This window comes from Streptomyces sp. NPDC052101 (assembly GCF_040680235.1).
Lineage (GTDB): Bacteria > Actinomycetota > Actinomycetes > Streptomycetales > Streptomycetaceae > Streptomyces.
Window position 1 is genome coordinate 75,109 of record NZ_JBFAWH010000005.1, and the last position, 26,096, is coordinate 101,204.

24 protein-coding genes and 1 pseudogene are annotated in these 26,096 nt (G+C 72.5%); 17 read left to right on the forward strand and 8 right to left on the reverse strand.

The annotated features are described in order from the left end of the window. The first annotated feature begins 37 nt into the window (after positions 1-37). A complete protein-coding gene (locus tag AB0L75_RS12080; RefSeq protein WP_365179129.1) occupies positions 38-1,030 on the forward strand; it encodes a DUF3068 domain-containing protein in 993 nt (330 codons plus the stop codon). Here the strand turns inward: AB0L75_RS12080 and hrpB are convergent. Beyond that, complete coding sequence (gene hrpB / locus AB0L75_RS12085) at positions 1,020-3,560, reverse strand: ATP-dependent helicase HrpB (RefSeq protein ID WP_365179132.1); 2,541 nt, start codon at positions 3,558-3,560, stop codon at positions 1,020-1,022. The two genes, AB0L75_RS12080 and hrpB, sit on opposite strands and share 11 nt — an antisense overlap. A gap of 70 nt (positions 3,561-3,630) precedes the next feature. Further along, a complete protein-coding gene (locus AB0L75_RS12090; RefSeq protein ID WP_365179803.1) occupies positions 3,631-4,515 on the reverse strand; it encodes a class I SAM-dependent methyltransferase in 885 nt (294 codons plus the stop codon). 336 nt (positions 4,516-4,851) lie between these two features. Here AB0L75_RS12090 and rpsA point away from each other — a divergent pair, with 336 nt between their 5' ends. From rpsA to AB0L75_RS12110, 4 genes are all read left to right on the forward strand, one after another. Next, complete coding sequence (gene rpsA / locus AB0L75_RS12095) at positions 4,852-6,342, forward strand: 30S ribosomal protein S1 (protein ID WP_067042841.1); 1,491 nt, start codon at positions 4,852-4,854, stop codon at positions 6,340-6,342. Positions 6,343-6,540: 198 nt separating this feature from the next. Then, positions 6,541-7,479 carry a PAC2 family protein gene (locus tag AB0L75_RS12100; protein WP_365179135.1) on the forward strand — a complete coding sequence of 313 codons (939 nt, stop codon included), beginning with the start codon at positions 6,541-6,543 and terminating at the stop codon, positions 7,477-7,479. Positions 7,480-7,524: 45 nt separating this feature from the next. Beyond that, positions 7,525-8,136: a dephospho-CoA kinase gene (gene coaE / locus AB0L75_RS12105; RefSeq protein WP_365179138.1), complete on the forward strand. Its 612-nt coding sequence runs from the start codon at positions 7,525-7,527 to the stop codon at positions 8,134-8,136. A gap of 75 nt (positions 8,137-8,211) precedes the next feature. Then, entirely contained in the window at positions 8,212-8,592 is a 381-nt protein-coding gene (locus tag AB0L75_RS12110; protein WP_365179141.1) for a tetratricopeptide repeat protein, read from the forward strand. Positions 8,593-8,688: 96 nt separating this feature from the next. On the opposite strand, the gene AB0L75_RS12115 is transcribed toward AB0L75_RS12110, so the two are convergent. Next, complete coding sequence (locus AB0L75_RS12115) at positions 8,689-8,985, reverse strand: DUF6343 family protein (RefSeq protein ID WP_365179143.1); 297 nt, start codon at positions 8,983-8,985, stop codon at positions 8,689-8,691. Between the two features lie 86 nt (positions 8,986-9,071). On the opposite strand from AB0L75_RS12115, the gene AB0L75_RS12120 reads away from it, so the two are divergent. From AB0L75_RS12120 to AB0L75_RS12130, 3 genes are all read left to right on the forward strand, one after another. Beyond that, on the forward strand, positions 9,072-9,998 hold the full coding sequence (locus AB0L75_RS12120) for an acyltransferase domain-containing protein (RefSeq protein WP_365179146.1): 927 nt from the start codon (positions 9,072-9,074) through the stop codon (positions 9,996-9,998). 102 nt (positions 9,999-10,100) lie between these two features. Next, entirely contained in the window at positions 10,101-10,784 is a 684-nt protein-coding gene (locus AB0L75_RS12125; RefSeq protein WP_365179149.1) for a class I SAM-dependent methyltransferase, read from the forward strand. A 105-nt stretch (positions 10,785-10,889) separates the two neighbouring features. Continuing rightward, positions 10,890-11,321, forward strand: a complete 432-nt coding sequence (locus tag AB0L75_RS12130; protein ID WP_365179152.1) for a DoxX family protein — start codon at positions 10,890-10,892, stop codon at positions 11,319-11,321. A gap of 170 nt (positions 11,322-11,491) precedes the next feature. Here AB0L75_RS12130 and AB0L75_RS12135 read toward each other — a convergent pair whose 3' ends face one another. Next, positions 11,492-12,259, reverse strand: a complete 768-nt coding sequence (locus AB0L75_RS12135) for an RNA-binding S4 domain-containing protein (protein ID WP_365179155.1) — start codon at positions 12,257-12,259, stop codon at positions 11,492-11,494. A gap of 237 nt (positions 12,260-12,496) precedes the next feature. Between AB0L75_RS12135 and AB0L75_RS12140 the strand changes: the two genes are divergently transcribed. Then, positions 12,497-13,192, forward strand: coding sequence for a uracil-DNA glycosylase (locus tag AB0L75_RS12140; RefSeq protein ID WP_365179157.1), 696 nt, complete (start codon positions 12,497-12,499; stop codon positions 13,190-13,192). A 107-nt stretch (positions 13,193-13,299) separates the two neighbouring features. Here the strand turns inward: AB0L75_RS12140 and AB0L75_RS12145 are convergent, their stop codons facing one another. Next, the gene (locus AB0L75_RS12145; RefSeq protein ID WP_365179160.1) at positions 13,300-13,962 is read right to left on the reverse strand and encodes a GntR family transcriptional regulator; all 663 of its coding nucleotides are present in this window, start codon (positions 13,960-13,962) and stop codon (positions 13,300-13,302) included. 197 nt (positions 13,963-14,159) lie between these two features. Here AB0L75_RS12145 and AB0L75_RS12150 point away from each other — a divergent pair, with 197 nt between their 5' ends. Beyond that, a complete protein-coding gene (locus AB0L75_RS12150) occupies positions 14,160-15,611 on the forward strand; it encodes an NCS1 family nucleobase:cation symporter-1 (protein WP_365179163.1) in 1,452 nt (483 codons plus the stop codon). Positions 15,612-15,616: 5 nt separating this feature from the next. After that, a complete protein-coding gene (locus tag AB0L75_RS12155; protein ID WP_365179166.1) occupies positions 15,617-16,450 on the forward strand; it encodes an aspartate/glutamate racemase family protein in 834 nt (277 codons plus the stop codon). Here AB0L75_RS12155 and AB0L75_RS12160 read toward each other — a convergent pair. From AB0L75_RS12160 to AB0L75_RS12170, 3 genes and pseudogenes are all read right to left on the reverse strand, one after another. Further along, positions 16,432-16,890: a GNAT family N-acetyltransferase gene (locus AB0L75_RS12160; protein ID WP_365179806.1), complete on the reverse strand. Its 459-nt coding sequence runs from the start codon at positions 16,888-16,890 to the stop codon at positions 16,432-16,434. The two genes, AB0L75_RS12155 and AB0L75_RS12160, sit on opposite strands and share 19 nt — an antisense overlap. A gap of 51 nt (positions 16,891-16,941) precedes the next feature. Then, a pseudogene (locus tag AB0L75_RS12165) lies at positions 16,942-17,400 on the reverse strand (RidA family protein); the annotation flags it as partial. 71 nt (positions 17,401-17,471) lie between these two features. Then, positions 17,472-18,200: a hypothetical protein gene (locus AB0L75_RS12170; protein WP_365179168.1), complete on the reverse strand. Its 729-nt coding sequence runs from the start codon at positions 18,198-18,200 to the stop codon at positions 17,472-17,474. Positions 18,201-18,238: 38 nt separating this feature from the next. On the opposite strand from AB0L75_RS12170, the gene AB0L75_RS12175 reads away from it, so the two are divergent. The 6 genes from AB0L75_RS12175 (at position 18,239) to AB0L75_RS12200 (ending at position 26,090) form a co-directional block, all read left to right on the forward strand. After that, positions 18,239-20,191, forward strand: coding sequence for a toll/interleukin-1 receptor domain-containing protein (locus tag AB0L75_RS12175; protein WP_365179174.1), 1,953 nt, complete (start codon positions 18,239-18,241; stop codon positions 20,189-20,191). 4 nt (positions 20,192-20,195) lie between these two features. Then, positions 20,196-20,963, forward strand: coding sequence for a nucleotidyltransferase domain-containing protein (locus AB0L75_RS12180; RefSeq protein WP_365179177.1), 768 nt, complete (start codon positions 20,196-20,198; stop codon positions 20,961-20,963). 133 nt (positions 20,964-21,096) lie between these two features. Next, positions 21,097-23,106, forward strand: coding sequence for an FUSC family protein (locus AB0L75_RS12185; RefSeq protein WP_365179180.1), 2,010 nt, complete (start codon positions 21,097-21,099; stop codon positions 23,104-23,106). A gap of 15 nt (positions 23,107-23,121) precedes the next feature. Next, positions 23,122-24,474, forward strand: a complete 1,353-nt coding sequence (locus AB0L75_RS12190) for an amidohydrolase (RefSeq protein WP_365179183.1) — start codon at positions 23,122-23,124, stop codon at positions 24,472-24,474. Between the two features lie 31 nt (positions 24,475-24,505). After that, a complete protein-coding gene (locus AB0L75_RS12195; protein ID WP_365179186.1) occupies positions 24,506-25,675 on the forward strand; it encodes a cytochrome P450 in 1,170 nt (389 codons plus the stop codon). A 238-nt stretch (positions 25,676-25,913) separates the two neighbouring features. Then, positions 25,914-26,090 carry a hypothetical protein gene (locus tag AB0L75_RS12200; protein WP_365179189.1) on the forward strand — a complete coding sequence of 59 codons (177 nt, stop codon included), beginning with the start codon at positions 25,914-25,916 and terminating at the stop codon, positions 26,088-26,090. Positions 26,091-26,096 lie beyond the last annotated feature (6 nt).

Consider the following 26,096-nt stretch of genomic DNA (forward strand, 5'->3'; position numbering starts at 1 on the left):
GTGGCCGAGCCGAGCCCGTCCGGGAAGGAGGCCTGCAATGCGCCGCAAGGCAAGCCTGGTCCTGCTCGCCTGCGCCGTCTTCTGCGCGGCGCTGTCCCCGCTCATGCGCTGGTACGCCTTCCCGCGCCTGGCCAGGATCCCCGCGAACCAGTACCAGGACATGGTCCTGGAGGCCAAGGGCGCGACCCTCCTCGACTACGGCACCATGCGGGCCAGGAAGGTCTCCAAGGTCACCATCGTGCAGACCCTCAAGGGCGATGTGGAGGCCGCGAAGAAGATCGAGGAGACCGCGGGCCGGCCGGTCGTGGTCTGGGACGGCCTCTCCTACGTCCAGGGCCCCGACGGCAGGATGGTCTCCAAGGTCCCCGAGCGCTACATCTTCGACGCCCACAGCCAGGACCCCGTGCACGCCACCGGCGAGATGGTCGACGGCGACCCGGTCACCCGCGCGGGCATCGAGTTCAAGTGGCCCTTCCTGACGCAGAAACGCGACTACGAGTACTTCGACGCGCAGACCCGCACCACCAGCCCCATCCACTACAGGGGCACCCAGACCTTCCGCGGCCTGAAGGTCTACTACTTCGAACAGGCCGTTCCCTGGACCAAGGTCGCCATGCCGAAGGCCATGCCCGTCCAGGGCATCACCCCGGAATCGGTCGCCAGGACGGGCACGACCCGCTGGTACAGCACGGTCCGCAGGTTCTGGGTCGAACCGGTCACCGGCGCACCCGTCTACGGCGAGGAACTCCACAAGGAGGAGCTGCGCGGCGGCACCCTGCTGGGCGGCCGCGCCAAGGTCACGGCCTTCGCCGGGGACGTGAAGATGCGCGAGGACTACATCGAGCACACGGTCGCCCTGGTCAAGCACAACCGCACCCTGGTCCTGACCCTCACCTCGTACGTCCCCTGGGGCTCCCTGACCGCGGCCCTGCTGCTCCTCGCCCTCTCCCTCTGTCTGGAAGCCCGCGCCCGCCGCCCGCAGGACCCCACCCCCACACAGGCGACGGAACCCGAACCGGTCAGCGCCTGAGCCGCGCGTTGGTGTGCCGGGTGGGCTCGGCGCTCGCCGGGTCCTCGGGCCAGGGATGCTTCGGATACCGCCCGCGCAGCTCCGCCCGTACGCCCTTGTAGCCGTCCTTCCAGAAGGAGGCGAGGTCGGCCGTGACGGCGGCGGGCCGCCCGGCGGGGGAGAGGAGGTGCACCAGCAGCGGCACACCGGCAACGGCGGGCGTCTGTGCCAGCCCGAACATCTCCTGAAGCTTCACCGCGAGCACCGGCCGCTCCGGATCCCCGTAGTCGATCCGGATTCTGGACCCACTCGGCACGGCGATCCGCTCGGGCGCCAGCTCGTCCAGCCGGCCGGCCTCCCCGCTCGCCCACGGCAGCAACCGCGCGAGCGCCTGCCCGGCGTCGAGCCGCGCGAGATCCGCGCGCCGTCGAGCCCGGCCCAGCTCCGGCTCCAGCCACTCGTCCACACGCGCGTGCAGCGCGTCGTCGGACACGTCCGGCCACGGCTCCCCGCGCTGCGCCCGCACGAACGCCAGCCGCTGCCGCAGCGTCTGCGCCTCCGGCGTCCACCGCAGCAGCCCGAGCCCCTCCTGGCGCAGCCCGTCGAGCAGGGCGGCCCGTACGAGCGCCGGGTCGGCGTCCTTCAGCGGCCGCACGGCCAGCTCGACCGCCCCCAGCCGCTCGACACGCCGGGCCACGACATCCCCATCGGCCCAGTGCACCTCGTCCTGCTCCACGAGCAGCGCTCCGGCAGCGGCCAGCGCCACGTCCTCCTGAAGGGCGGCCCCGAGCAGCACGCGCGCGTGCCCCTTTCCGCTGGCCCGGTCGGCCACGGCGACGACGATCCACGGAGCACCCCGCAGCGCGGACCCCTCCACCAGCTCGGCGCGAGTCCCCGAGGCCATGAGATACGACCCACCGTCGAGCTTGGCGACCCGCTCGGGAAACGCGAGCGCGGCGACGACCCCGGCGAGCCGATCGTCACCGGCGCCAGGCCTTATCTCAAGGGCGCCCGGCTTCATCCCAAGGGCGCCGTCCGGCCGACCGGCCGGCGGGTGGGAGAACTCCGCGGAGACGGCCCGCAGCCGCCGCACCTCCCCGGCCCACCGCGCAGCGTAAGCGTCACCGCCACGCCGGGCCCGCCGCAAGGCACCAGCAAGATCATCCCCGTAGTCCCGCGGCACTTCTTCAGAGAGCAGCGCGACCACCTCGGCCCCTTGGCCAAAGGTGTCACGCAACGCCCGCCCCAGCCGAGGGTGCACCCCCAGCCGGGCCAGCCGCACACCGGACTCCGTGGCCCTGCCGACGGAGTCCACCGCCCCCACCGCGGCCAACGCGGAGCGCGCCGCCGCCATCGCCCCACCCGGCGGAGGATCGAGCAACGCCAGCCCGGAGGCGTCCGGATCGCCCCAGCACGCCGCCTGCAGGGCGAACGCGGTCAGATCGGCCACCTTGATCTCCGGCGCCGGAAACGCCGGCAGGCGCCCGTCCTCGGCCTCCGTCCAGCACCGGTACACCGCCCCCGGCGCCTCACGCCCGGCCCGTCCCGCCCGCTGCCGTCCGGCGGCCCGTGACGCCCGTACCGTCGTCAGCCCGCTCAGCCCGCGCGCGTGGTCCACCCGCGGCTCCCGCGCGAGCCCCGAGTCCACCACCGCCCGCACCCCGGGCACCGTCAGCGACGACTCCGCCACCGAGGTCGCCAGCACCACCCGGCGCCGCGCCCCGGGTGCCAGCACCGCGTCCTGCACGGCGGCCGGCGCCCGCCCGTGCACCTGGAGCACGTCGACCTCACCGAGTCCGCCGAGCTGCCCCGCCACGCGCGCGATCTCGCCCACACCGGGCAGGAAACACAGCACGTCCCCGCCCCGCTCGGCCAGCGCCCGCCGCACCACCGAGGCCACATGCGCCAGCAGCGCCGGATCGACGCGCATCCCGTGCGGCGGCCGTACCGGACGCACCGGAGGCGCCCACACCACCTCCACCGGATGCGCGACACCCTCCGCCTCGACCACCGGGGCCCCGCCCAGCAGCCGCGCCCAGCCCTCCGCGTCCGTCGTCGCCGACGCGGCCACCAGCCGCAGGTCCGGCCGCAGCGCCTGCCGTACGTCCCACAGGAACGCGGCCGCCGTGTCGGCGTCCAGATGCCGTTCATGGCACTCGTCGAGGGCGACGACGTCGACGCCCGGCAGCTCCTGGTCCCGTTGCAGCCGCTGCAGCAGCACGCCGGTCGTCACGACCTCCACGCGCGTGTGCCGTCCCACCGCGCGCTCGCCGCGCACCGTGAAGCCCACGCTCTCGCCGGGCTTCTCACCGAGCAGCCACGCCATCCGGCGCGCCGCCGCCCGTGCCGCGATCCGGCGCGGCTCGGCCACCACGACCCGCCGCGCGGACCCGCCGCCGACCAGTCCCGCCAGCACGAGCGGCACCAGCGTCGTCTTGCCGGTGCCGGGCGGCGCCACCAGCACGGCGGTGCCGGCGCTCTCCAGGGCCTCGGCGAGAGCAGGCAGGGCGGAACGCACGGGCAGCGCGTCCAGGGCGTCGTAACGGATCACGCCCACCAGTGTCGTACGTCCGCCGACGTGCCCGGCGAGCCTGTGGACAACTCGGCTGCGCGCGCGTGCCTCAGTCCCGCTCGCACACGAAGATCGCCGTCCCCGGGATCAGGTTTCCGCGCAGGGGCGACCAGCCGCCCCACTCCGAGGTGTTCCAGGACGGCCACTCCGGCTCCACCAGGTCCACCAGCCGGAAGCCGGACGCCACGATGTCCCGGACGCGGTCGCCGAGCGTCCTGTGGTGCTCGACGTAGACCGCGCGGCCCTCGTCGTCCTGCTCCACGTACGGCGTGCGGTCGAAGTAGGAGGAGGAGACCGAGAGGCCCTCGGGGCCCGGCTCGTCCGGGAACGCCCAGCGGATCGGGTGCGTCACCGAGAACACGAACCGGCCGCCCGGCCGCAGCACCCGGCGCACCTCGCGCAGCACCAGCCGGGGGTCGGCGACGAACGGCAGCGCCCCGTACGCCGAGCACACCAGGTCGAAGGCGCCGTCCGCGAAGGGCAGCGCACCGGCGTCCGCGCAGACCAGCGGAAACGATCCGCCGATCCGCAGGGCGTGCTGGAGCTGGCGGTGCGAGAGGTCCAGCGCCACCGGGCGGGCCCCCTGGGCGGCCAGCCAGCGTGCGCACTGCGCCGCGCCCGCGCCGATCTCCAGGACGTCCTTGCCCTTCAGCTCCTCCGGCGGGCCGAGCAGCTCGGCCTCCAGCTCGTCCAGGCCCTCGGGGCCCCACACGAACCGGTCGTCGCCGAGGAACGTGCCGTGCTCGATCTGGTACTCGTCCGCGTTGCGGTCCCACCAGCCCCGGTTGGCCCGGGCGCTCTCCGCGACGTCGGCATCACGTCGCGTGGCCTCCGGCTCGAAGGTCTCGGATCCTTCGGGCTCGTACGCTTCCGGCTCTTGGATGATCGGCTCCCTCGTCGTACTCTTCCGTCCAACCCGCCAGGGGTCCCGCACGGAAGCGGTCCCATAGGTCTGCGTGGCCTCACGTGGCCTCAAGGGACGTTTCTTCTGCCGGAAATGCGGCGATCCGCCCCTGGTGTGCGCCTTCGCGCATTGACCCGGTCCGACTACCCCCGTATGCTACAAGTTGCGCTGCGGGCCTGCGCACCTCAGACGTAGCAGGCTGCGCTCGCATCTGTTGTATGTCCCCTCGGTTGTCGAGGCGCCACCGGGCACTCCGGTGTCCACAAGGTGGCGCTTCCTTGGCTGTCCGGCTTCTGCAGAGCGAAACGGGCTCCCGGCGTAAGCAGTACCTACGACTTCAATGTCCGTACCGGAGCCCTTTCCCACATGACGAGCAGCACCGAGACCACCGCCACCACCCCGCAGGTAGCGGTCAACGACATCGGTAACGAGGAAGCCTTCCTCGCCGCGATCGACGAGACGATCAAGTACTTCAACGACGGCGACATCGTCGACGGCGTCATCGTGAAGGTCGACCGGGACGAGGTCCTGCTCGACATCGGTTACAAGACCGAAGGTGTCATCCCGAGCCGAGAGCTCTCGATCAAGCACGACGTCGACCCGAACGAGGTCGTGGCCGTCGGCGACGAGATCGAGGCCCTGGTCCTCCAGAAGGAGGACAAGGAAGGCCGCCTGATCCTCTCGAAGAAGCGCGCCCAGTACGAGCGTGCCTGGGGCACCATCGAGAAGATCAAGGAAGAGGACGGCATCGTCACCGGTACCGTCATCGAGGTCGTCAAGGGTGGTCTCATCCTCGACATCGGCCTGCGTGGCTTCCTTCCGGCCTCCCTCGTCGAGATGCGCCGCGTCCGCGACCTCCAGCCGTACGTCGGCAAGGAGCTCGAGGCCAAGATCATCGAGCTGGACAAGAACCGCAACAACGTGGTCCTGTCCCGCCGTGCCTGGCTGGAGCAGACCCAGTCCGAGGTCCGCCAGACGTTCCTCACGACCCTGCAGAAGGGTCAGGTCCGCTCCGGCGTGGTCTCCTCGATCGTCAACTTCGGTGCCTTCGTGGACCTGGGTGGCGTCGACGGTCTGGTCCACGTCTCCGAGCTGTCCTGGAAGCACATCGACCACCCGTCCGAGGTTGTCGAGGTCGGCCAGGAGGTCACCGTCGAGGTCCTCGACGTCGACATGGACCGCGAGCGCGTCTCCCTGTCGCTGAAGGCGACCCAGGAAGACCCGTGGCAGCAGTTCGCCCGCACCCACCAGATCGGCCAGGTCGTGCCCGGTAAGGTCACGAAGCTGGTTCCGTTCGGTGCGTTCGTCCGCGTGGACGAGGGCATCGAGGGTCTGGTCCACATCTCCGAGCTGGCCGAGCGCCACGTGGAGATCCCGGAGCAGGTCGTCCAGGTCAACGACGAGATCTTCGTCAAGGTCATCGACATCGACCTCGAGCGCCGTCGCATCAGCCTCTCGCTGAAGCAGGCCAACGAGTCCTTCGGTGCCGACCCGGCCTCGGTCGAGTTCGACCCGACCTTGTACGGCATGGCCGCGTCGTACGACGACCAGGGCAACTACATCTACCCCGAGGGCTTCGACCCCGAGACCAACGACTGGCTCGAGGGCTACGAGAAGCAGCGCGAGGAGTGGGAGCGCCAGTACGCCGAGGCGCAGCAGCGCTTCGAGCAGCACCAGCAGCAGGTCATCAAGTCCCGCGAGGCCGACGCGGCGGCTGCCGCCGAGGGCGGCGAGGCTGCGGCTCCGGCCGCGACCGGCGGTTCGTACTCCTCCGAGGGCGCGGACACCTCCGGTGCGCTGGCCTCGGACGAGGCGCTGGCCGCGCTGCGCGAGAAGCTGGCCGGCGGCCAGAGCTGAACGCTAGCCGCTCGGCTTAGCCGATAGCTGGTTCTGAGGGGCCGTACCTTTCGAGGTGCGGCCCCCCAGGCGTTTTCGGGGTCTTTCCGAAGTCCTTCGTTCGTACCGTCCCCCGGATCCCTGAACAGCGGCGTGTCGCGGGAATGACCGCGTTCCAGGGCGTGTTGACGATGACGAACACGAGGAGGAGCGGTCACAGTGCTTGATCCGCAGGGTTTGTACGCATGGGAGCCGAAGGGCCTCGCCGTTGTCGACATGGCGCTCGCCCAGGAGTCGGCCGGCCTTGTCATGCTCTACCACTTCGACGGATACATCGACGCGGGTGAGACCGGAGACCAGATCGTCGACCGGCTGCTCGACTCACTGCCCCACCAGCTCGTCGCCCGGTTCGACCATGACCGGCTCGTGGACTACCGGGCCCGTCGGCCCCTGCTGACCTTCAAGCGGGACCGCTGGACCGACTACGAGGTGCCCGCCATCGAGGTCCGCCTCGTCCAGGACACCACGGGTGCCCCCTTCCTGCTGCTGTCCGGCCCCGAGCCGGACGTGGAGTGGGAGCGGTTCGCGGCGGCCGTGCGCCAGATCGTCGAGCGGCTCGGCGTCCGCCTGTCCGTGAACTTCCACGGCATCCCCATGGGGGTCCCGCACACCCGCCCGGTGGGTCTCACCCCGCACGGCAACCGCACCGACCTCGTCCCGGGCCACCGCAGCCCCTTCGAGGAGGCCCAGGTGCCCGGCAGCGCCGAGTCGCTGGTCGAGTTCCGCCTGATGGAGGCCGGGCACGAGGTCCTGGGCGTCGCGGCGCACGTCCCGCACTACATCGCCCGCTCGCCGTATCCCGACGCCGCCCTGACCGTCCTGGAGTCCATCACGGCCGCCACCGGGCTGGTGCTGCCGGCCATCGCGCACTCGCTGCGCACGGACGCGCACCGCACGCAAACGGAGATCGACCGGCAGATCCAGGAGGGCGACGAGGAACTCACCGCGCTCGTCCAGGGCCTGGAGCACCAGTACGACGCGGCCGCGGGCGCCGAGACCCGGGGCAACATGCTCGCCGAGCCGGTGGACATCCCCTCGGCCGACGAGATCGGGCGCGAGTTCGAGCGTTTCCTGGCGGAGCGGGAAGGCGACAACTGACCTCCGCCAGCCCCGCTGTCAGTGGGTGGGCCTAAGCTTCCGCTCATGCTGAAAGTGGGCCTGACCGGTGGGATCGGCGCCGGCAAGAGCGAGGTGTCACGGCTGCTCGTCGAGCACGGTGCGGTGCTGATCGACGCGGACCGCATCGCGCGCGAGGTGGTGGCACCGGGCACCCCCGGTCTCGCCGCCGTGGCCGAGGCCTTCGGCGCGGACGTCCTGACCGCGGACGGCAGCCTGGACCGGCCCAAGCTCGGCGCGATCGTCTTCGCCGACCCCGAGAGACTCGCCGTCCTCAACTCGATCGTGCACCCCCTGGTGGGCGCCCGTTCCCGTGAGCTGGAGGAGGCCGCGGCCGCCGGCTCCGTGGTGATCCACGACGTGCCCCTCCTCACCGAGAACGGCCTGGCGCCGTTCTACGACCTCGTGGTCGTCGTGGACGCGAGCCCCGAGACCCAGCTCGACCGGCTCGTCCGGCTGCGCGGGATGACCGAGCAGGACGCACGCGCGCGCATGGCCGCGCAGGCGACCCGCGAGCAGCGCCGGGAGATCGCGGACATCGTGATCGACAACGACGTGCCCCTGGACGCCCTGCGCCGGCGCGTCGCCGAGGTGTGGGAGGACCTCGTACGACGGGCACGCGAGAGATCCGCGGAATAGGTTCCGGACAGGTCCCGCGGAATAGCGGCCCCCTCCACGGGCGTTGGAACGCTTCAGCGAGGGAAGGATTGTGGCGTGCCCGAGACCAGCGGTTCCAGCGGACGTACTCCGGAGACGCATGTCATCGACTTCCGTGCGGCCGAGCATCTGCTCAACTCACGGGACCCGCGGGGTGCGGTGAAGCTGCTCGACGGAGTCATCGCCGCACACCCCGAGAACACCGCGGCTCGGCTGCTCCGCGCGCGTGCGTTCTTCGCCGCGGCGCAACTGCGGCCCGCTGAGCTGGAGTTCACGATCGTGCTCGAGCGGGAGCCGGACAACGCGTTCGCGCACTTCGCGCTGGCCCGCACCTATGAACGCCAGGGCCGCTCCGACCAGGCCAAACGCCATTTCCGCCTGGCGGCCGCGCTGGACCCCAACCCGCAGTATCTGAAGGCCGCTCGGTTCGAGGACTGAGCGCCGTGCGCCCGCGTGCGCCGTCGCGCATCGGCTCCGGGCACTGTCCCCGGCGGCCGGTGGCGTGTCGGTCGCGGATACCGGTGACCGGGTCGATCACGGATGCCGGTGCCTCGGTTGCCTCGGGAACGGCGGTCCGTTCTCCGGCGGCCGGTACGGCGGCACATCACGGCCCGGCTGGTAGTGCGGGCCCTGCCGGATGTGGCGGAGGATCATGGTCATGTCGACGGTGACCACCAGCCACAGCACCCCGCAGGCCGCCGCCCAGCCGGGGCGCCCGGCGAGCGCGAACGCCACCGTGCCGAAGACTGCCCAGACCAGTCCCCACACGCACAGCCAGAAGCGCGCCCGCAGAGCACTGCGCGCGGTCGCCGGTTCACTGCCCGTACGCATCGGATCACCACTCCTTCCTGCAACGTACTCTTCGGGACCGACGTTCATCAACGGCGCCCGACCGCCGTTCGCCGAAGGGGGATCCCTTGCTGCCGGACGCCGATGACCTGCCCGAACTGCTCCTCGACCTGACCGTGCCGCACGAGGACATCAACGAACTGGTGGCCCGGCGGCGCAGGGTGACCGACGACCCCGGAGCGCTCAGACTCCTGCGGGAGTGCGTAGAGGAGCTGTTCCGCGGCCCGGAGGGGACCGGCCACCCACCCGACCTCGCAGAACTGTTCGACGCGGCGCCGGCCGAGCTGACCGGCACCTTCGCCGCCTATGTCTTCCTCGCGGCGGTCCCGCGCACCCTCGCCCGGCACCGGGAACGCGGCATCCCGCCCGAGATCTCCCGGCACACCCTCTCCGACCTGGGCCGGAACATGGCGGTGCACCGCAGACGGCACGGCACGACCGGCGTGGGTGCGCCGCGCTGGCTCGTCCGGCACTTCCGCGGCGAGCTGTACCAGCTGGGCCGGCTCCAGTTCGAGCGCGCTCGGCTCGGGCAGCGCTCGGCGCCGGTGCTCGCGGCCGCCGGACTGGACGCCGTCCCCGGCACGCCCTGCCTGAACCTGCACATCCCCGACTTCCACGGCCCGCTGACCCCGTCCGCCTGCGAGCGCTCCCTGGACCGGGCCCGCGCCTTCTTCGCCCTGCACTTCCCCGAGGAGCGTCCGGTGGCCGCGCTGTGCCATTCCTGGCTGCTCGATCCGCAGTTGAAGCAGTACCTGCCGGCCGACTCCAACATCGTCCGCTTCCAGGAACGGTTCCGCACCGCCCGCGAGGACACCGAGCCGTCCGACACCGAACCCGTCCAGTTCGTCTTCGGCGACCCCGACCTGCCGGCCGCGGAGCTGCCGCGCCGCACGTCCGTGGAGCGGGCCGTGGGGGACCATCTGCGGGCGGGCGGCCACTGGTACATCGGGCACGGCTGGTTCCCGTTCCGGGCCGAGCCGACTCCCGGTGCATGACCGTGGTTGACGCGGTGCTGCGGAATAGCTCGAACGGGTGAACCGGCACCGAACGGGAACGGGTGTGCGGAGACCGGCCGTTGTTCGGGCATGACAGTCGAAATGCGTGAGGGATACGAGGGCACGGGACCCGGTGCGATCACCCCGGACGGCTGCGCGGTCGAGTTGTACGAGCGCCTGCCGGTGGGCGACGAGCCGGACATCATCGCCGCGGCGGTACCCGCCGGGGCGCACATCCTGGAGCTGGGCAGCGGAGTGGGCCGGATGACCCACCCCCTGCTCCAGCGCGGCTTCACGGTCACGGCGGTGGACGAGTCCGCCGACATGCTGAGCCGGGTCCGCGGGGCGCGCACGATATGCAGCCCCATCGAGCATCTGGACCTCGGCGGCGAAAAGTTCGACGTGGTGATGCTCGCGTCGTTCCTCGTGCACAACGGCGACGAGGAGGTGCGCAGAGGCATTCTGCGCACCTGTGCTCGGCAGGTGGCGGACGGCGGCTGTGTGCTCATCCAGCGGGAGGGCGAGGACTACCACACGAACGTGCCGAGGGAGCGCGTCGACCCGACCGGCTTCACCGTGCGGATCGCCTCGGTGGAGCCTGCCGGAAACGGAGTGAACTCGGTCCGCGCGGAGTATGTGTTCCCGGACGCCGTCTGGACCCAGACGTTCCTGGCGCGGCCCCTGACGAAGGAGCAGTTCGAGTCGGCACTGGAGGAAGCGGGGCTGGAGGTGGACGCGTATCTGACATCGGACGGGACATGGGTGCGGGCGGTGCGGAAGGCATAGCGGGCACTCGGTTGCATCGGGCGGCCGGAGAGCGATGAGTTCCCGGACCGTGCCGGGTCTACCTCGGTGAAAGCAATCGGCACCGCTTCCCCCCAGGAGACCCTCATGTCCGAGACCACCGCTCCCGTCGCCTCCGGCGGCTCCCTCAGTGGCAGGAGGCGCGCGGCCCGGGTCGCGCTGCGGTCCGTACAGGTGCTGCTCGCGCTGTTCTACGGCATCGCGAGTGCATTGCCCAAGCTCATCGCGCACCCCTCGGCCGTCGAGTCCTTCGACAAGATCGGCTGGGGCAGCGGGGCCATGTACACCATCGGCGCACTCGAACTCGCCGGAGCCGTCGCGTTGTTGATCCCTGTGCTGCAGTCCGTGGCGGCGATCGCGCTCAGCGCGCTCATGGTGGGCGCGTTCATCGTCCAGCTCACGGCCTTCCACGGGCAGAACGCGGCGACCCCGCTGATCCTGATCGTGCCGCTCGCCCTGATCGCCTGGGCCCGACGCGGGCACAACGGCGAGCTGCTGCGCTTGGTACGGCGGCGGTGATCCTGGCCCACGCCACTGACGCCGCCGGCCGAGCACGGGGGCCCGACCGACGGCACGGGCGCGTGCCGAGGGGGCAGCGCGGCCGGGGCCCCTCCCGAGGGCGGTCTACTGGTCCCGCAGGTCCCACCGCACGTGGGTCTGGCGCGCCTGCCGGCGCCGACGGGCGTGGATCAGCCGCGCCTGTCGGTCCCGGATCCACCGCGCTTGCCGGTCACGCCGGATCCGCCGCGCCCGCCTGAGCCGGAGCCGGCTCGGCCACCGGATCCACCAGGCCGGCCGGATCCACCGGGACCGCCGGGGCCGGCGAAGCCGCCTGGGCTCGCGGCGCCGCCGAAGGCACCGAAGCCGCCGGGGGTGCCCGGGCCCGCGAGGCCGCGGAGGCGTTCCAGATCACGGCGGTCGCGTTTGGTGGGGCGGCCGGTGCCTCGGTCGCGGAGGCCGGCGGGGGCGATGGCCTCGCGGGGCGGGGGCGGCGGCGAATTGTCGACGTAGCACTGGGTGGCCACGGGGGCGCCGACCCGCTTGCGGATCAGGCGCTTGACGATCACGATGCGCTCATGGCCCTCGTGCCGCAGGCGCACCTCGTCGCCGATGCGCACGGAGTGCGCGGGCTTCACACGCTCGCCGTTCACATGGACGTGGCCGCCCCGGCAGGCGGCGGCGCCCAGGGAACGTGTCTTGATCAGACGGACGGCCCAGATCCAGCTGTCGATCCGGACCGTCTCACCGTTGGCCGGCCCCGCGGCCTCGGCGGCGGCCACCGCAGCGGCGATCTTCGGGTCGGCGGGCTGGTCGGCGGAGGCAGCGAAGTCCTGAGCGGTCCGACCGTTCTGGGCGGTCTCAGCGGCCGGGGCCTCCTGGGCGGGGCTCGTCCCCTCCGGTCCGGCGGGTCCGCCGGTGCCACGGTTCACGTTCTCGTCCGCATCCTCGGAAGCCATGTCCCGACCTTAACTCCCTCGGCGGGGTGAGCCGGAGACGTTTTCCGCGGGGGTTCGGTCAGCGCCGGTGGTGGGCCCACCCTTGGCGCACCCCGGATGCGCCGCACCCCCGCACCCCCGCGGCTGTTCTCGAAGCCGAAGCCGAAGCCGAAGCCGAAGCCGAAGATGAAGCCGGGTGATCGGGTCCGGCGACAGAGGGAATCCGGCGTCCGGGGCCGATGGGCATACGGTGGCCGTATGGAGGACAGCAGCGCCCTCGCCCGGCTCGACCGGCGGGTAGCGGACTGCCGGGCCTGCCCTCGGCTGGTCGAGTGGCGTGAACAGGTGGCCCGGACGAAACGGGCCGCGTTCGCCGACTGGACGTACTGGGGGCGGCCGGTGCCGGGCTTCGGTCCGGCCGACGCCCGACTGATGATCATCGGGCTGGCCCCGGCCGCGCACGGCGGCAACCGCACCGGCCGGATGTTCACCGGCGACCGCTCCGGAGACGTGCTCTACCAGGCGCTGTACGACGTGGGGCTCGCCTCGCAACCGTCCTCCGTCAGCGCCGACGACGGGCTGGAGCTGTACGGCGTCCGCGTCACCGCGCCCGTGCACTGCGCTCCGCCCGCCAACAAGCCGACCCCTGGCGAGCGCGACACCTGCCGCCCCTGGCTGGTCCAGGAGCTGAGGCTGCTGCGGCCGACACTGAAGGCGGCGGTCGTCCTCGGTGCCTTCGGCTGGCAGGCCGCGCTGTCGGCGTTCGCCGAGGCGGGCTGGACCGTTCCCCGGCCCCACCCTGCCTTCGCCCATGGCACCCGGGTCGCCCTCGACGGACTGGACCTCTTCGGCTGCTTCCACGTCAGCCAGCGCAACACCTTCACCGGCCGCCTCACCGCCGAGATGCTCCGCGAGGTGCTGCGCGCGGCGGCGGAGGCGGCGGGGCTGGGGTGACCGCCCGCGGCCGACAGCGGTTCTTCGGGGGCCGGCAGCTGCCGACAACGGTCCATCGGCGGCCGAGAACTCTCGACGCCGGTTCTTCGGGAGCCGAGAGCTGGGGCTCAGCCACCCTCGGCGGGATCGGATCCGAACAGATGCCGTACCGTCGACCGGTAGTTGGCGCGGACGTGGTCGAGCGCGTGGGCGCGGGCGCGGTCGGGGTCGCCGGAGGCGATCGCCTCGTACAACCCGCGGTGTTCGGTGAGGAGTTGTGGCCACTCCTCGTTGCGCCGGGTGAGCCAGCGCAGGCGACCGTCGACCGGTTCCATGACCGAGATCAGCAGGCTGTTGCCGGCCAGGGCGCGGATGCGGTCGTGAAAGCGCGTGTTGATGTCCGTGATCGCCTCGGCGTCCCCCTCCTTCGTCGCCCGTGCCGCCCGCTCCAGCAGTTCCCTCAGCTCCGCCAGGGCCTCGGGGGTCACCCGGGACGCCGCCAGCCCCGCCGCGTACACCTCCAACGCCTCGCGCAGTTCGAAGAGTTCCCGGACGTCGGTCGGGGTCAGCCGCCGTACGACCGTGCGGCGGGCCGACTCGAAGAGGACGAAGCCCTCGGCGACGAGTGCGCGGATCGCCTCCCGCACGGGCACGCGCGAGACACCGAACCGGTCGGCCAACTCCCGCTCGACGAGCCGGTCACCCGGTCCCAGACGCCCGGCGATGATGTCCTCCCGCAGGCTCGCCAGGACCCGCTCGCGCACCGCGCCCAGGGGTTCGATCTTCGTCATGGGCCCATCTTCGCCGACGCGAGGCGACTTTTACGGGGCCGTAACGGCAAGGACATCGGTCCGCACGCTTGACGACGGCACCATGTCGGCAGTTTGGTATACCAAACCGGGCCGCATCGCTGGCTTTCGGCCAGTGGTGTGCCCGAGTTCCCGTGATAGCTGCGGTACGGCCCTTCGTCCCCCGTCCAGGAGGCCCCGTGTCCCTCGCCGACCGCGCCGAAGCCACCGGCGCCCCCGCGTTCGTCCCCGACCCCCGCCTCGTCAACGAGGATCTCGCCCCCGCCGAGCAGCGGAACTGGAAGGTCTTCGACCTCTTCGCCATGTGGATGTCCGACGTCCACAACCTCGGCAACTACACCTTCGCCGCCGGTCTGCTGGTCCTCGGCATGAACGTCTGGCAGGTCTTCACCGCCCTGCTCGTCGGCTTCGTGCTCATCTACGCCGGCATGAACTGGATGGGGAGGATCGGCCAGCGCCACGGCGTGCCCTTCCCGGTCGTCAGCCGCATCAGCTTCGGCGTCTGGGGCGCCAACATCCCCGCGCTGATCCGGGCCGTGATCGCCATCATGTGGTACGGCATCCAGACGTATCTGGCCTCCGTCGCCGTCAACGTGATGCTGCTGGCGGCCTGGCCCGGCCTCGCCTCCCTCACCCACCACTCCTTCCTCGGCCTGGACGCGCTCGGCTGGATCTCCTTCGTCTCGCTCTGGCTGCTGCAGTGGGTGATCATCAGCCAGGGCATGGAGGCGGTGCGCAAGTTCCAGGACTTCTGCGGCCCGGTGATCTGGCTGGTGATGATCGCGCTGGCGGTCTGGGTGCTGGCCAAGGCCCACTGGAGCATCTCGCTCACCTCCACCCCGCATCCCGTGTCCACGGGCGAGCAGTGGCGGCAGTGGTTCGGCGCGATCGGCCTCATCCTCGCCACGTACGGCACGCTGATGCTCAACTTCTGCGACTTCTCCCGCTTCGCACCCGACTACAAGACCGTCCGGCGCGGCAACTTCTGGGGCCTGCCCGTCAACTCCACCGCCTTCGTCGTCGTCTCGGTGATCGTCACGTCCGGCTCGCTGAAGGCGTTCGGACAGGCCATCACGGACCCGGCGGAACTGGTCGCCAAGGTCGGCAACACCTGGGTGCTGGTCATCGCCGCGCTGGCCTTCGCGATCGCCACCATGGGCGTCAACATCGTCGCCAACTTCGTCTCACCGGCGTACGACCTCGCCAACGTCTGGCCGCAGAAGATCACCTTCAGGATCGGCGGCATGATCAGCACCGTGGCCGCGCTGGTCGTCACCCCCTGGAACCTCTTCTCCGACCCGACCGTGGTGAACTACTTCCTCGGCGGCCTCGGCGCCTTCCTGGGCCCCCTGTTCGGCGTGATCATGACCGACTACTACCGGGTCAAGCGCGGCAGGATCGACGTCGACGCGCTGTTCGACGCCCGGCCGGGCAGCCCGTACCACTACCGCGGGGGCGTCAACCCGACGGCGCTGTGGGCGTTCCTGCCCGCCGCCGCGGTCGCCGCCGTACTGGCCCTGGTGAAGGGCTTCAGCGACGTGGCGCCGTACTCCTGGTTCATCGGCACGGCACTCGGCGCCGGCCTGTACGCGCTGCTGAGCCGCCGGACGCGCACGGCCCGGGAGGTCTGACGGGCGTGCGGATCATCGTCACCAACTGCAACACCACGCGGGAGATGACCGAGGACATCGTCCGTGGCGCGCGGGCCGCCGCCGGACCGGACACCACCGTGACCGGTCTGACCCCGGCCTGGGGTCCGGCGTCCGCCGAGGGCTGGCTCGACAGCTATCTCTCCGCCGCCGCCGTCCTCGACGCACTGCGGACGTACGACGGACCGGCGTACGACGCGGTCGTGCTGGCCGGGTTCGGCGAGCACGGCCGGGAAGGTGTACGGGAGTTGGTCGACGTCCCTGTCGTGGACATCACCGAGGCCGCCGCCCACCTCGCCTGCCTGCTCGGCCGTCGCTACGGCGTCGTCACCACCCTCGACCGTTCGCGCGGGCAGATCGAGGACAGCCTGGAGACCGCCGGCGTGGCCCGCAACTGCGCCGCCGTCGTCGGTACCGGCCTGGGCGTCCTCGACCTCGCCGACGATCCCGGCCGCACGGAGTCCGCGTTCCTGACGGCGGCCGAGCGTGCCCGGGACGCCGGCGCCGAGGTCCTCGTCCTGGGCTGCGCGGGGATGACGGGACTGCAGCGGGCGGTGGGGGACAAGCTCGGGCTGCCGGTGGTCGACGGGGTCGCGGCGGCGGTCAAGCTCGCGGAGTCCCTGGTCAACCTGGGCCTGACCACCAGCCGGGCGGGCAGCTACGGCACGCCCTTGCCCAAGACCCGCCGCTGGGGCCGGCCCTCGGGCGAGCCGGAGGACGGGGCTCAGGGTCGCCGACCTTTGGACGAGCCGGAGGACGGGGCTCAGAGTCGCCGACCCCCGGGTGGGCTGGACGACCGGGCTCAGGGTCGCCAGACGTAACGCACGTCCGGCTCCCGTTCCTCGTTGCCGCTGCCGTCGGTGGACTCGGCGGCGGTGAAGCCGTGGCGCTCGTAGAACCGGTGGGCGGGCTGGTTGACCTGGAAGGTCCACAGGGTCAGCCCGCCCGGGCGGCGCTCCTTGGCCAGCGCCACGAACCGGTCGCCGATGCCGCGCCCCCGCCACTCGGGGTCCAGATACAGCTGGGACAACTCCTCTTCGTCCAGGACCATCACCCCGACGATGCCACCGTCTCCCGCCGCCTGCGCCACCCAGGTCTCCCGCGCCGGTACCACGACATCCCGGAAGTACGCCCGCACGTCGTCGTCGGAGTGCGGCCGGACGACGGTGGGCAGCGCCGCGCGGAAGGACCGCAGCCACACATCGGCGGCGGCGCGGGCGTCGTCCGCCACGGCCCGGCGCAGTACCACCTCGTCCGTCACCGGTTCTCCTCCCGCTCCGGTCGCCCCGGCCCGCTCCGGCACCACGGCCGTGGCCGTGATCTCCACCAGCTGCCCGGTGTACCCGAGGCAGGCGACGCCGAGCAGGGTGGACGAGTGCGGGCCCGTGCTCAGCCCGGACGCCTCGACGACCTCCCACACCGCGGACAGCACGGAGGGCTCACTGCTCACCACGTACACCTCGGTCGCGACCACATGCGCCAAGTCGCTCCCGACGGCCGTCAGTTGCGCATGAAGGTTGGCCATCGCCTGCTCGGCCTGCCGCACCGGGTCACCCGGACCGACGATCTCCCCCTTCTCGTCGAGCGGCACGGACCCGGCGAGAAAGGCCAGCTTCGTCCCGGCCTCGACGACGGAGGCATGGGCATAGGCGGGAGGCGGGAAGAGAGTCGGGACGGTCACGCGCTGGATCACGAGGCGGCTCCTACGACGGCAGACGGCAACCGGCACACGACAGACGGCAGACGGCAACCGGCACACGACAGACGGCATACGACAGTGGGCGACGTCCCGATGATCGTTCCCCTCGGCCCTGCCCGCATCTGGATTTCAGGACGGCTCTCTCAGCGGGCTGCGGCCCCGTATGGCGTCTTCGCGACCCGTCCGGCGTGCGGTGTCCGAGATCCGCAGCGCGACGAGCCTCTATTCGCCGGTGCTGTCAGGAGCCCCCTGAACTCCGGGGGGGGGTACCCCGAATCTGTCCTTCGCCTGCCTTCCGGCCCTGACGACCGCGGCGCCGGGGCGCCGGCCGGGTTGATCAGATCACTGACCCCGGCCACCTCCTGCAGCGTTCGGGCCAGCGAGGTCAGGGACCCGCGCACCGCCGCGATCTCCGTGCGGAGCGCGTCCGCGTGCTCCCACTCCCGCTCCCACGCCACCGGATCGCTGCCCTCGGGCCGCCCGGACTCATGGGCCGTCAGCCGCGGATGCCAGTTGCCGAGCAGCGGGCGCAGGACCCGGTTGAGGACGGTCACCGCGAGGACGCCGAAGCTCACATGGCCGGGGGACAGGGGCGGCGCGACCTCGGGGCCGTAGCGCCGGAGGATCTCCCGTGTGGTGGTGAAGAAGGTGTACATCGAGGACAGGGCTTCGCGCAGCAGCCCTTCCTCGCGTCCCAGTTCCTCGACCGAGACCCGCGTCACCAGCTCCAGATACAGCTCCCAGGCCGCGCTGCGCTCCGCGTCGGCGGGCTCCCAGGTGCCGGAGATCTCGCCGACGAACGGGATCGTGAGCTTGGCCGTGATCTGCGTGGGACCGCTGGGTCGCCGCCGCCTGCGCCGCCTGTGTGCCATGATCGCCCTCCCCGGTACCCACAGTAGGGTAAGTCGCCGTGTGGGACGTCTTCCTCAGTTACAGCCGCGGTGATGTGGAGCAGGTTCGTCCGCTTGCCCGTGCGCTGCGCGACGGCGGGCTGACGGTGTTCACGGACGAGACCGGCGTCGCGTCCTTCGCCGGCATCAGCGACACCATCCGGCGCGAACTGGGCCGTTCCAAGGCGCTGCTGGCCTACTACTCGGCCGCCTACCCCGAACGGGAAGCCTGCCAGTGGGAGCTGACGACCGCCTATCTCGCGGGACTGGAGGAGGGCGATCCGCGGCGCCGGGTCATGGTCGTCAACCCGGAGCCCACCACCGGGCACATCCACCCCGTCGAACTCCGCGACGCCCGGCACGCGTCCGCCGACGACCCCGCCGCCCTCGTCGAGGACGTCCGCGAGCATGTCGCACGGCTGGCCGGGCCCATGGCGATCCGTGAGCGCGGCGGTGGGCAGGGCCGGCGCCGGGCGCCGGAACCGCACCCCGAGTTCCTCGGCCGGCTCTCGGAACTCTGGCGTGTGCACTCGGCCCTGCACGCCCACGCGGCCCCGCTCACCGTCGGCCGGTCCGCCACCCGCACGGTGCAGATCCGCGGCATGGCCGGCATCGGCAAGACACTCCTCGCCGACGAGTACGCGGTCCGCTTCGAGGCGGCGTACCCCGGCGGTGTGTTCCGGCTGGACGGACGGGACTACGACGCGTCGCTGCGCGCCTGCGGCCTGGGCGGCGCGGCCCCGTCCCTCTTCGGCCACTTCGATGGCATCGGCGAACCGTTCCTGTGGATCGTCGACGCTGTCGCCGAGGACCGGGTCCCGCTGCGGACGATCGCGGCGATGGCGGCACCGCACCCGCTCGGTCACACCGTCTACACCCTGCGCAGCCGCGCCTACGCCGCCCTCGGTACGCCCGTCGACCTGGGGCCGCTGGACGACGTCCACGCGCTCGAACTCGTCGGCGGGAACGGGACATTGGCCGAGACGGCCGGCGGCCATCCGCTCGCCCTGGCACTGCTGGGCGGCGCTCTGCGGGCCGGGCGCCGCGCCCAGGACCTGTACGAACGGCTGCACGCCCGGGGCGCATCCCTCCTCGACACGCTCGCCGGCCACGACGTCACGGCGGCCGTCGTCCACGACGTGGACACCGTCGACGCGGCCGACGTACTGCGCTGTGCGGCGGCCCTGTACCCCCTGCCGGTGACCGCCGAGGACGTGTGCCGGGTGCTGGCCGCCGTGGACCGGGTGCCGCGCGTCGTGGCGGGCCGGCGCGCGGGCAACGGCATCGCGGAACTGCACACGCGCAGCCTGCTGACGCCGGCCGCCGAGACCGGCCAGGGCGGTGCGGATGGCGACCACTGGTCCCTCCACCCCGTGACCCTGCACGCCTGGCACCAGCACGACCCCGCGCCCGCCCGCGCCGAAGCCCTCCGGCACGCGGCCCTGCGCACCCTCTGCGGCCACCGCGAGACGGTTACGCTGGCCCTACCCGGAAGCCGTAGGGAGGCCCTCGTGTCAGCAGCCCCCAGCGAGTCGGAGCGGATGGCGGCCTTCGACATCCAGGTCGAGCTGGTCACCCGGATCGGGGTGCAGGAACTCGCCCCCGGCACGGGCAGCCTGCGCGAGGCCCTGTCGTCGCTGAAGTCGCTCATCGACTTCACCCGCGGCACGCTGCACACCTACAGCATCCGCCTGGAGCAGGGCACGGCCGAGGGCGCCACCACGGTGCAGAGCCTCGCCTACGCCCTGATCAACGACACCATCCGGCCCTTCACCACCACCTGGCACCCCCGGCTCGCCGCGTACGAGGCGGGCCGCCCCGCCGACACCGCGCCGCTCGACCACGAACTCGCCTGGCCTCAGGCCGCGGAGATGCGAGCCGATCTCACGGCGCTGCGCGAGCCACTGCGACGCATCGCGGAGGGCCTCGCGGAAATTTCAGGAGCGGACTTCGGGATGGCTGCGGCAGGCTGAGGGCATGTCCCAGCCTTCCGACGCCGAGTTCCTCGCCCGCACCACCGACCGCCTCGCCGCCCTCCCCGCCGTGCGGGCCGTCGCCCTCGGCGGCTCCCGCGCCCAGGGCACCCATCGCCCCGACAGCGACTGGGACCTGGCGATCTACTACCGCGGTGCCTTCGACCCGGACGCCCTGCGCGCCGTCGGCTGGGAAGGGGAGGTGTCCGAGGTCGGCGGCTGGGGCGGCGGGGTCTTCAACGGCGGCGCCTGGCTGACCGTCGACGGACGCCGGGTGGATGTGCACTACCGGGACCTGGACGTGGTCGAGCATGAGCTGGCGGAGGCCGAGGAGGGCCGCTTCCGGGTGGAGCCCCTGCTCTTCCACCTCGCCGGCATCCCCACCTATCTGCTGGTCGCCGAACTGGCCCTCAACCAGGTGCTCAAGGGCACCCTGCCCCGACCCGCCGGCTACCCGGCCGAGCTGCGCACCGCCGCCGCCCGCCACTGGCACGGCACCGCCCGCGCCACCCTGGACTACGCGAAGAACAACCACGCCGCCCACGGCCGCCTCACCGAGACCGCCGGCGCCCTCGCCACAGCCGCCGCCCAGGCCGCCCACGCCGTACTCGCGGCCCGCGGAGAGTGGGTGACGAACGAGAAGCGGCTGCTGGAACGGGCCGGGCTGCGCGGGATCGACGCGGTGGTGGGCGGGCTGCGGGCCCGACCCGAAGTCCTCGTCCCCGCCGTGACCGAGGTCGAGAAGATCATCGCCGGCGCATTGCGTTCATAAAGAAACCGCCCACCCCGGCACCTTTCACCTCCTCGAAACGTGATCGGCCCGTTCGCTCAGGGAACGCGATCTACCGTGGGAAGCACGCCCCGCAGCCCGGCCACCGTCGTCCGAAGGCCCACCCCGCCCTCGTATGTACAGGAGCCCCGTGTCCCGGCCCGTCACACCCCTCTGGCTCGCCCACGCCCTGCGCGCCCAGCGCGGTCCCGTCCCCTGGGGCGCGGTGATCCGGGGCGTCCTCGCCGCCGGACCGCTGCTGCTCGCCGGGGTGCTCGCCGGGCGGACGGCCGTCGGCGTCCTCGCCGCCGTCGCCGCGATGCTCGCCGGCATCAACGACCGGCCCGGCAGCCGGCGGGCCTCCGTCGCACGGCTCGGGGTGCCCGCGCTGGCCGGCGCCCTCGGGCTGCTCGTGGGCACGTATGCCGGGCAGGGGCTGGCCGCCGTACCGCTGACCCTGGCGCTCACGGGGCTCGGGCTGGTCGCCGGCGGTGTGAGCGCGGTCGGGCCCGTCGCCTCCGCCGCCGGCACGCAACTGCTCGTCGGGGCTGCGCTCGGCGCCGGGATGCCGGCGGCCGAGAGCGGGTGGCAGCGGGCCCTCGCCTTCCTCGCCGGGGCCGGCTGGCTGCTTCTGCTGCGGCTCGCCCTGCCCACGCCCGGTGCGCCCGCGGGGGACTTCCGGTTCGACGGGGAGCGGGCGGCGGTCGCCGAGGTGTACGACGCCGTCGCCGCGCTGGTCGAGGCCGTGGGAGGACCGCATGCCACCGCGCGGCGGGCCGCGCTCACCGCCGCCCTCGACCACGCCCAGGACGCCCTCGCCGGACCCCGGCTGCGCCGGTACGCCAGTTCGGCCACCGAGCGCCGGCTGCACGCCCAGTACATGGCCGCCCTGCCCCTCGCCGAGGCCGCCACCGCCCTGTTCTGGGCGGGGGAGCCGGTCTCGGCGCGGGCCGCGGAAGGGCCCCGGCGGCTCGCCGCCGCCGTCCGCGGCGACACCGGCACCGGCCCGCTTCCCGCCCCCAGCCGGTCAGTTGCCGCCCTGCGCGCCCTGGACGACGCCCTGCTGCGCGCCGCCGAGTCCTTCGACCGGGCGGACGGCGCGCGACACGGCGCGCGACAGCGGTTGCTCACCCGGCGCCGAGGTGTCCAGGACGCCCTGCGCGCCGCGTTCGGCACCGGCGGACGCGAGTACGGGCTGCGCGTCGCCCTCTGCTTCGGGGCCAGCGCCGCCATCGCCCAGGCGCTGCACCACACCCGCTGGTACGGCCAGCACCAGCACTGGTACTGGCTGCCCGCCACCGCCGTCTTCCTCGTCAAGCCCGACCTCGGGCCGCTCGTCTCCCGGGTGCTGTGCCGGGCCGCCGGGACCGTGCTGGGCGCCCTGGTGTTCGCCGGGCTCGCCGCGCTGCTGCCCCGGCCCGCCGGGCTGATCGCGCTGGTCGCGGTCTGCGGGGCGCTCGTCCCGGTCGCCACCCGGCACTTCGCCGCGCAGACCGCCGTCGTCACCGTCCTCGTCCTCGCCCTGACCATGGCCGGCGGTGAGCCGCAGGCCTCCGCCAGCCGTATCGGCGAGACCCTGCTGGCCTGCGCGCTCGTGCTGATCGTCGGGCATCTGCCGATGCCGGGGGAGCGCGGCGCCGGGGTACACGCCCGGCTCGCCACGGCCGGTCGCGCCGCGCAGGCCTATCTGGTCCACGTCCTCGGCGAGTCAGGTGCTCTCGGCGAGTCCGGCGTTCGTGGTGAGTCTGATGCTCGCGGTACGTCTGGTGCTCACGGTGAGTCTGGCGCCGGCGCCGCCTCCGGTGACCTCGGCGGGCCCGGCGAGCGTGCCGTGTCCGGTGATCGCGCCGAGCCCGGTCACCGTGCCGAGCGGTGGGCGTTGCGTCGGGAGGCCTACCGCACCCTCGCCGAGGCCCGCACCGCGATCGCGCTCGCCGCCGCCGAACTGCCCGCCCTCGCCCGGCACACCGCGGGCACGGACGCCGTCGCGGACCTTCTGGAGCGACTTGTCGACACGACCACGGCCTGCGCCGTCCACCTCGACGACACCGGCCGCCTCACGCACCGGCACCTCGGACAACTGTGTGCTGCGCTGAGCGAGTTGGAGACCCAGGGGATCGAGGTACCGCTGCCGGCGGCCGCATAACCGTACGGTGGCCGCATGAGCGCCTCTCCCGCCGACCTCGTCATCACCGGCTGCACCGTGCTCGTCCATGAGGAGCAGGAAGAGATCGGGTTTCGCACCGACGCGGCGATCGTCGTACGCGACCGGGTCATCGAGTCGGTGACGACCGCCGCGTCCGCGCGGGAACTGCCCGCCCTGGAGCGGATCGAGGCACGCGGGCAGGTCGCCATGCCCGGGCTGATCAACTGCCATACGCACGCGCCGATGACGATGCTGCGCGGCCTCGCCGAGGATCTGCCGATCGAGGAGTGGTTCAACGACGTCGTCTGGCCCGTCGAGTCCAATCTCACCGCCGACGACGTGGAGTTGGGCGCCCGGCTCGCCTGCGCCGAGATGATCCGGGGCGGGGTGACCTGCTTCGCCGACCACTACTTCCACATGGACGCCGTCGCCGCCGTCGTCGCCGAGTGCGGGCTGCGCGCCCACCTCGGCGAGGCCTACTTCTCCAGCCAGGGCCCCGAAGGCCGGGAGCGCTCGGCGGAGTTCGCGCTGCGCCACCGCGGCGCCGCCGACGGCCGTATCACCACCGCCCTCGCCCCGCACGCCCCCTACACCGTCACCGACGCCGACCTCGCCGCCACCGCCGAACTCGCCCGCCGGCACGGCCTGCCCGTCCACCTCCACGCCGCCGAGAACCGCGACCAGACCGACACCAGCCTGGCCCGGCACGGCCGCACCCCCATCGAGGTCCTGGACCACGCCGGACTGCTCGACACCGACCTGCTCATCGCGCACGGCACCGGCATCGTCGAGCGCGACCTTCCGCTGCTGGCCCGCACGGGCGGCCGTACGGCCGTGGCGAGCGCGCCCCGCGGCTACCTCAGGTTCGCCTGGCCGGCCACCACTCCGGTACGGGCCCTGCGCGCCGCCGGCGTCCCCGTCGGCCTCGCCACGGACGGCGCCGCCTCCAACAACTCCCTCGACGTCTGGGAGGCGATGACGCTGACCGCCCTGACCCAGAAGGCGGCCGAAGGCGATCCCCGCTGGCTGACAGCCCGTCAGGCGCTGCACCACGCCACCGTGCAGAGTGCCCGCGCGGTCGGCCTCGGCTCCGGCGTGGGCACCCTCGCGCCCGGCCGGCGCGCCGACATCATCCTGGTCGACCTCACCGGCCCGCACACCCAGCCCGTCCACGACCTCGCCGCCACCCTCGTGCACAGCGCCCGAGCGTCGGACGTCCGCACGACCGTCGTCGACGGCCGGGTCCTGATGCGCGACCGCGAGCTGCTCACCCTCGACCTCCCCGCCGTCCTCCGCGAGTTGGGCCACCGCCTGCCCGCGCTGACCGACCGGAGCCATGGGCGGCGCATCCAGGAGTACGACGCCTGAGCCCGCGTATGAGCCCGCGTAAGCTGCGGGTATGGATCCTGCGGACGGTCTCATCGACCACCCCTACGACGTCTACCGGCGCCTGCGCGACACCGCGCCCGTGCACCGCATCACCGGACCCGACGGCACCCCCGCCTGGCTCGTCACCCGGTACGAGGACGTCCGCGCCGCGCTCGCCGACCCGCGGCTCTCGCTGGACAAGCGGAACGCGTCGGCGGGCACGTACAAGGGGCTCTCCCTGCCGCCCGCCCTCGACGCCAACCTCCTCAACATGGACCCGCCCGACCACACCCGCATCCGTCGCCTGGTCGGCCGTGCCTTCACCCCGCGCCGCGTCCAGCAGCTGCGCGAGCCCATCCGCCGTACCGCCGACCGGCTCCTGGACGCGCTCGGCCCGCACGGCACCACCGATCTGATCGCCTCCTACGCCGCCCCGCTGCCGATCACCGTCATCTGCGACCTGCTCGGCATCCCGGAGGAGGACCGGCTGGACTTCCGGCAGTGGACCGACACCCTCACCGCCCCCGACCCGGCCCGCCCGGACGCCTCGAAGGAGGCGATGGCGGCGATGCTCGGCTTCCTCACCCGGCTGCTCGCGACCAAACGCAGGGCGCCCGCCGACGACCTCCTGTCCGACCTGATCGACGTACGCGACGAGGACGGCGGCCGGCTCAGCGAGGACGAGCTGATGTCGCTGGCCTTCCTCATCCTCTTCGCCGGCTACGAGAACACGGTCCAGCTCATCGGCAACGCCGTGCTCGCCCTCCTCCAGCACCCCGACCAGCTCGCCGCGCTGCGCAAGGACCTGGCACAACTACCGGCCGCCGTCGAGGAATTCGCCCGCTACGACGGTCCCGCGCCGCTCGGTATCCGCCGCTTCCCGGTGGAGGACGTGACCGTCGCCGGTGTCACCATCCCGGCGGGGGAGACCGTGCTGGTGTGCCCGGCCGCCGCCAACCGCGACCCCGCCCGCTTCCCCGACCCCGACCGCCTCGACCTCTCCCGAGACGCCTCCGGCCACCTCGCCCTCGGCCACGGCATCCACTACTGCCTCGGCGCGCCCCTGGCCCGCGCGGAGACGGAGATCGCCCTGGCGGCCCTGCTGGAGCGGTTCCCCGAGCTGGCTCTGGGAGACGGGGAGCTGAGGTGGCGTCCGTCCCTGCGTGCGCGCGGGCTGATGGCCCTGCCGGTACGGTACTGACGGCCCTGCCGATGCGGTCCTGAGCGCCGGTCGGCAGAATCCAGGCCGCTGGCGGCTCCGCCTTCACGACGCGTACGACTCCTGACACAGAGGGTGTCTTTCATGTCACCAAGTGAACGGATCCTCACGCTTCGCGTTGAAAGGGTGTAGGTAATATCTCAGTCCCATCACTGAGCGAGGTGTTTTCCTTCCCCAGGGCGTTAACTCCCATAAGGACGACGCTTTCTGGAGGTGCGAGATGGTGAACGGGCGAACCGTGCTCGAACGCTTTCCCGCCGGTGGCCCGCGGGGATCCTGGCCCGCGGAGGAGTTCGCGCACGCACGACGTCTGGAGGGCCTGCCCGCCGAGGTCGTCATGGACCTCGCGACGGACACATTCCTGGTGATCGTGCGGGCCGGCGACGGCCCGGAGTGAGCCCGC

Coding starts and splice junctions, on each gene's coding strand:
- AB0L75_RS12080 (WP_365179129.1), top strand. CDS start 38: ATGCGCCGCAAGGCAAGCCTGGTCCTGCTCGCCTGCGCCGTCTTCTGC.
- rpsA (WP_067042841.1), top strand. CDS start 4,852: ATGACGAGCAGCACCGAGACCACCGCCACCACCCCGCAGGTAGCGGTC.
- coaE (WP_365179138.1), top strand. CDS start 7,525: ATGCTGAAAGTGGGCCTGACCGGTGGGATCGGCGCCGGCAAGAGCGAG.
- AB0L75_RS12115 (WP_365179143.1), bottom strand. CDS start 8,985: ATGCGTACGGGCAGTGAACCGGCGACCGCGCGCAGTGCTCTGCGGGCG.
- AB0L75_RS12125 (WP_365179149.1), top strand. CDS start 10,101: ATGCGTGAGGGATACGAGGGCACGGGACCCGGTGCGATCACCCCGGAC.
- AB0L75_RS12130 (WP_365179152.1), top strand. CDS start 10,890: ATGTCCGAGACCACCGCTCCCGTCGCCTCCGGCGGCTCCCTCAGTGGC.
- AB0L75_RS12135 (WP_365179155.1), bottom strand. CDS start 12,259: ATGGCTTCCGAGGATGCGGACGAGAACGTGAACCGTGGCACCGGCGGA.
- AB0L75_RS12140 (WP_365179157.1), top strand. CDS start 12,497: ATGGAGGACAGCAGCGCCCTCGCCCGGCTCGACCGGCGGGTAGCGGAC.
- AB0L75_RS12145 (WP_365179160.1), bottom strand. CDS start 13,962: ATGACGAAGATCGAACCCCTGGGCGCGGTGCGCGAGCGGGTCCTGGCG.
- AB0L75_RS12170 (WP_365179168.1), bottom strand. CDS start 18,200: ATGGCACACAGGCGGCGCAGGCGGCGGCGACCCAGCGGTCCCACGCAG.
- AB0L75_RS12180 (WP_365179177.1), top strand. CDS start 20,196: ATGTCCCAGCCTTCCGACGCCGAGTTCCTCGCCCGCACCACCGACCGC.
- AB0L75_RS12185 (WP_365179180.1), top strand. CDS start 21,097: ATGTACAGGAGCCCCGTGTCCCGGCCCGTCACACCCCTCTGGCTCGCC.
- AB0L75_RS12190 (WP_365179183.1), top strand. CDS start 23,122: ATGAGCGCCTCTCCCGCCGACCTCGTCATCACCGGCTGCACCGTGCTC.
- AB0L75_RS12195 (WP_365179186.1), top strand. CDS start 24,506: ATGGATCCTGCGGACGGTCTCATCGACCACCCCTACGACGTCTACCGG.
- AB0L75_RS12200 (WP_365179189.1), top strand. CDS start 25,914: ATGGTGAACGGGCGAACCGTGCTCGAACGCTTTCCCGCCGGTGGCCCG.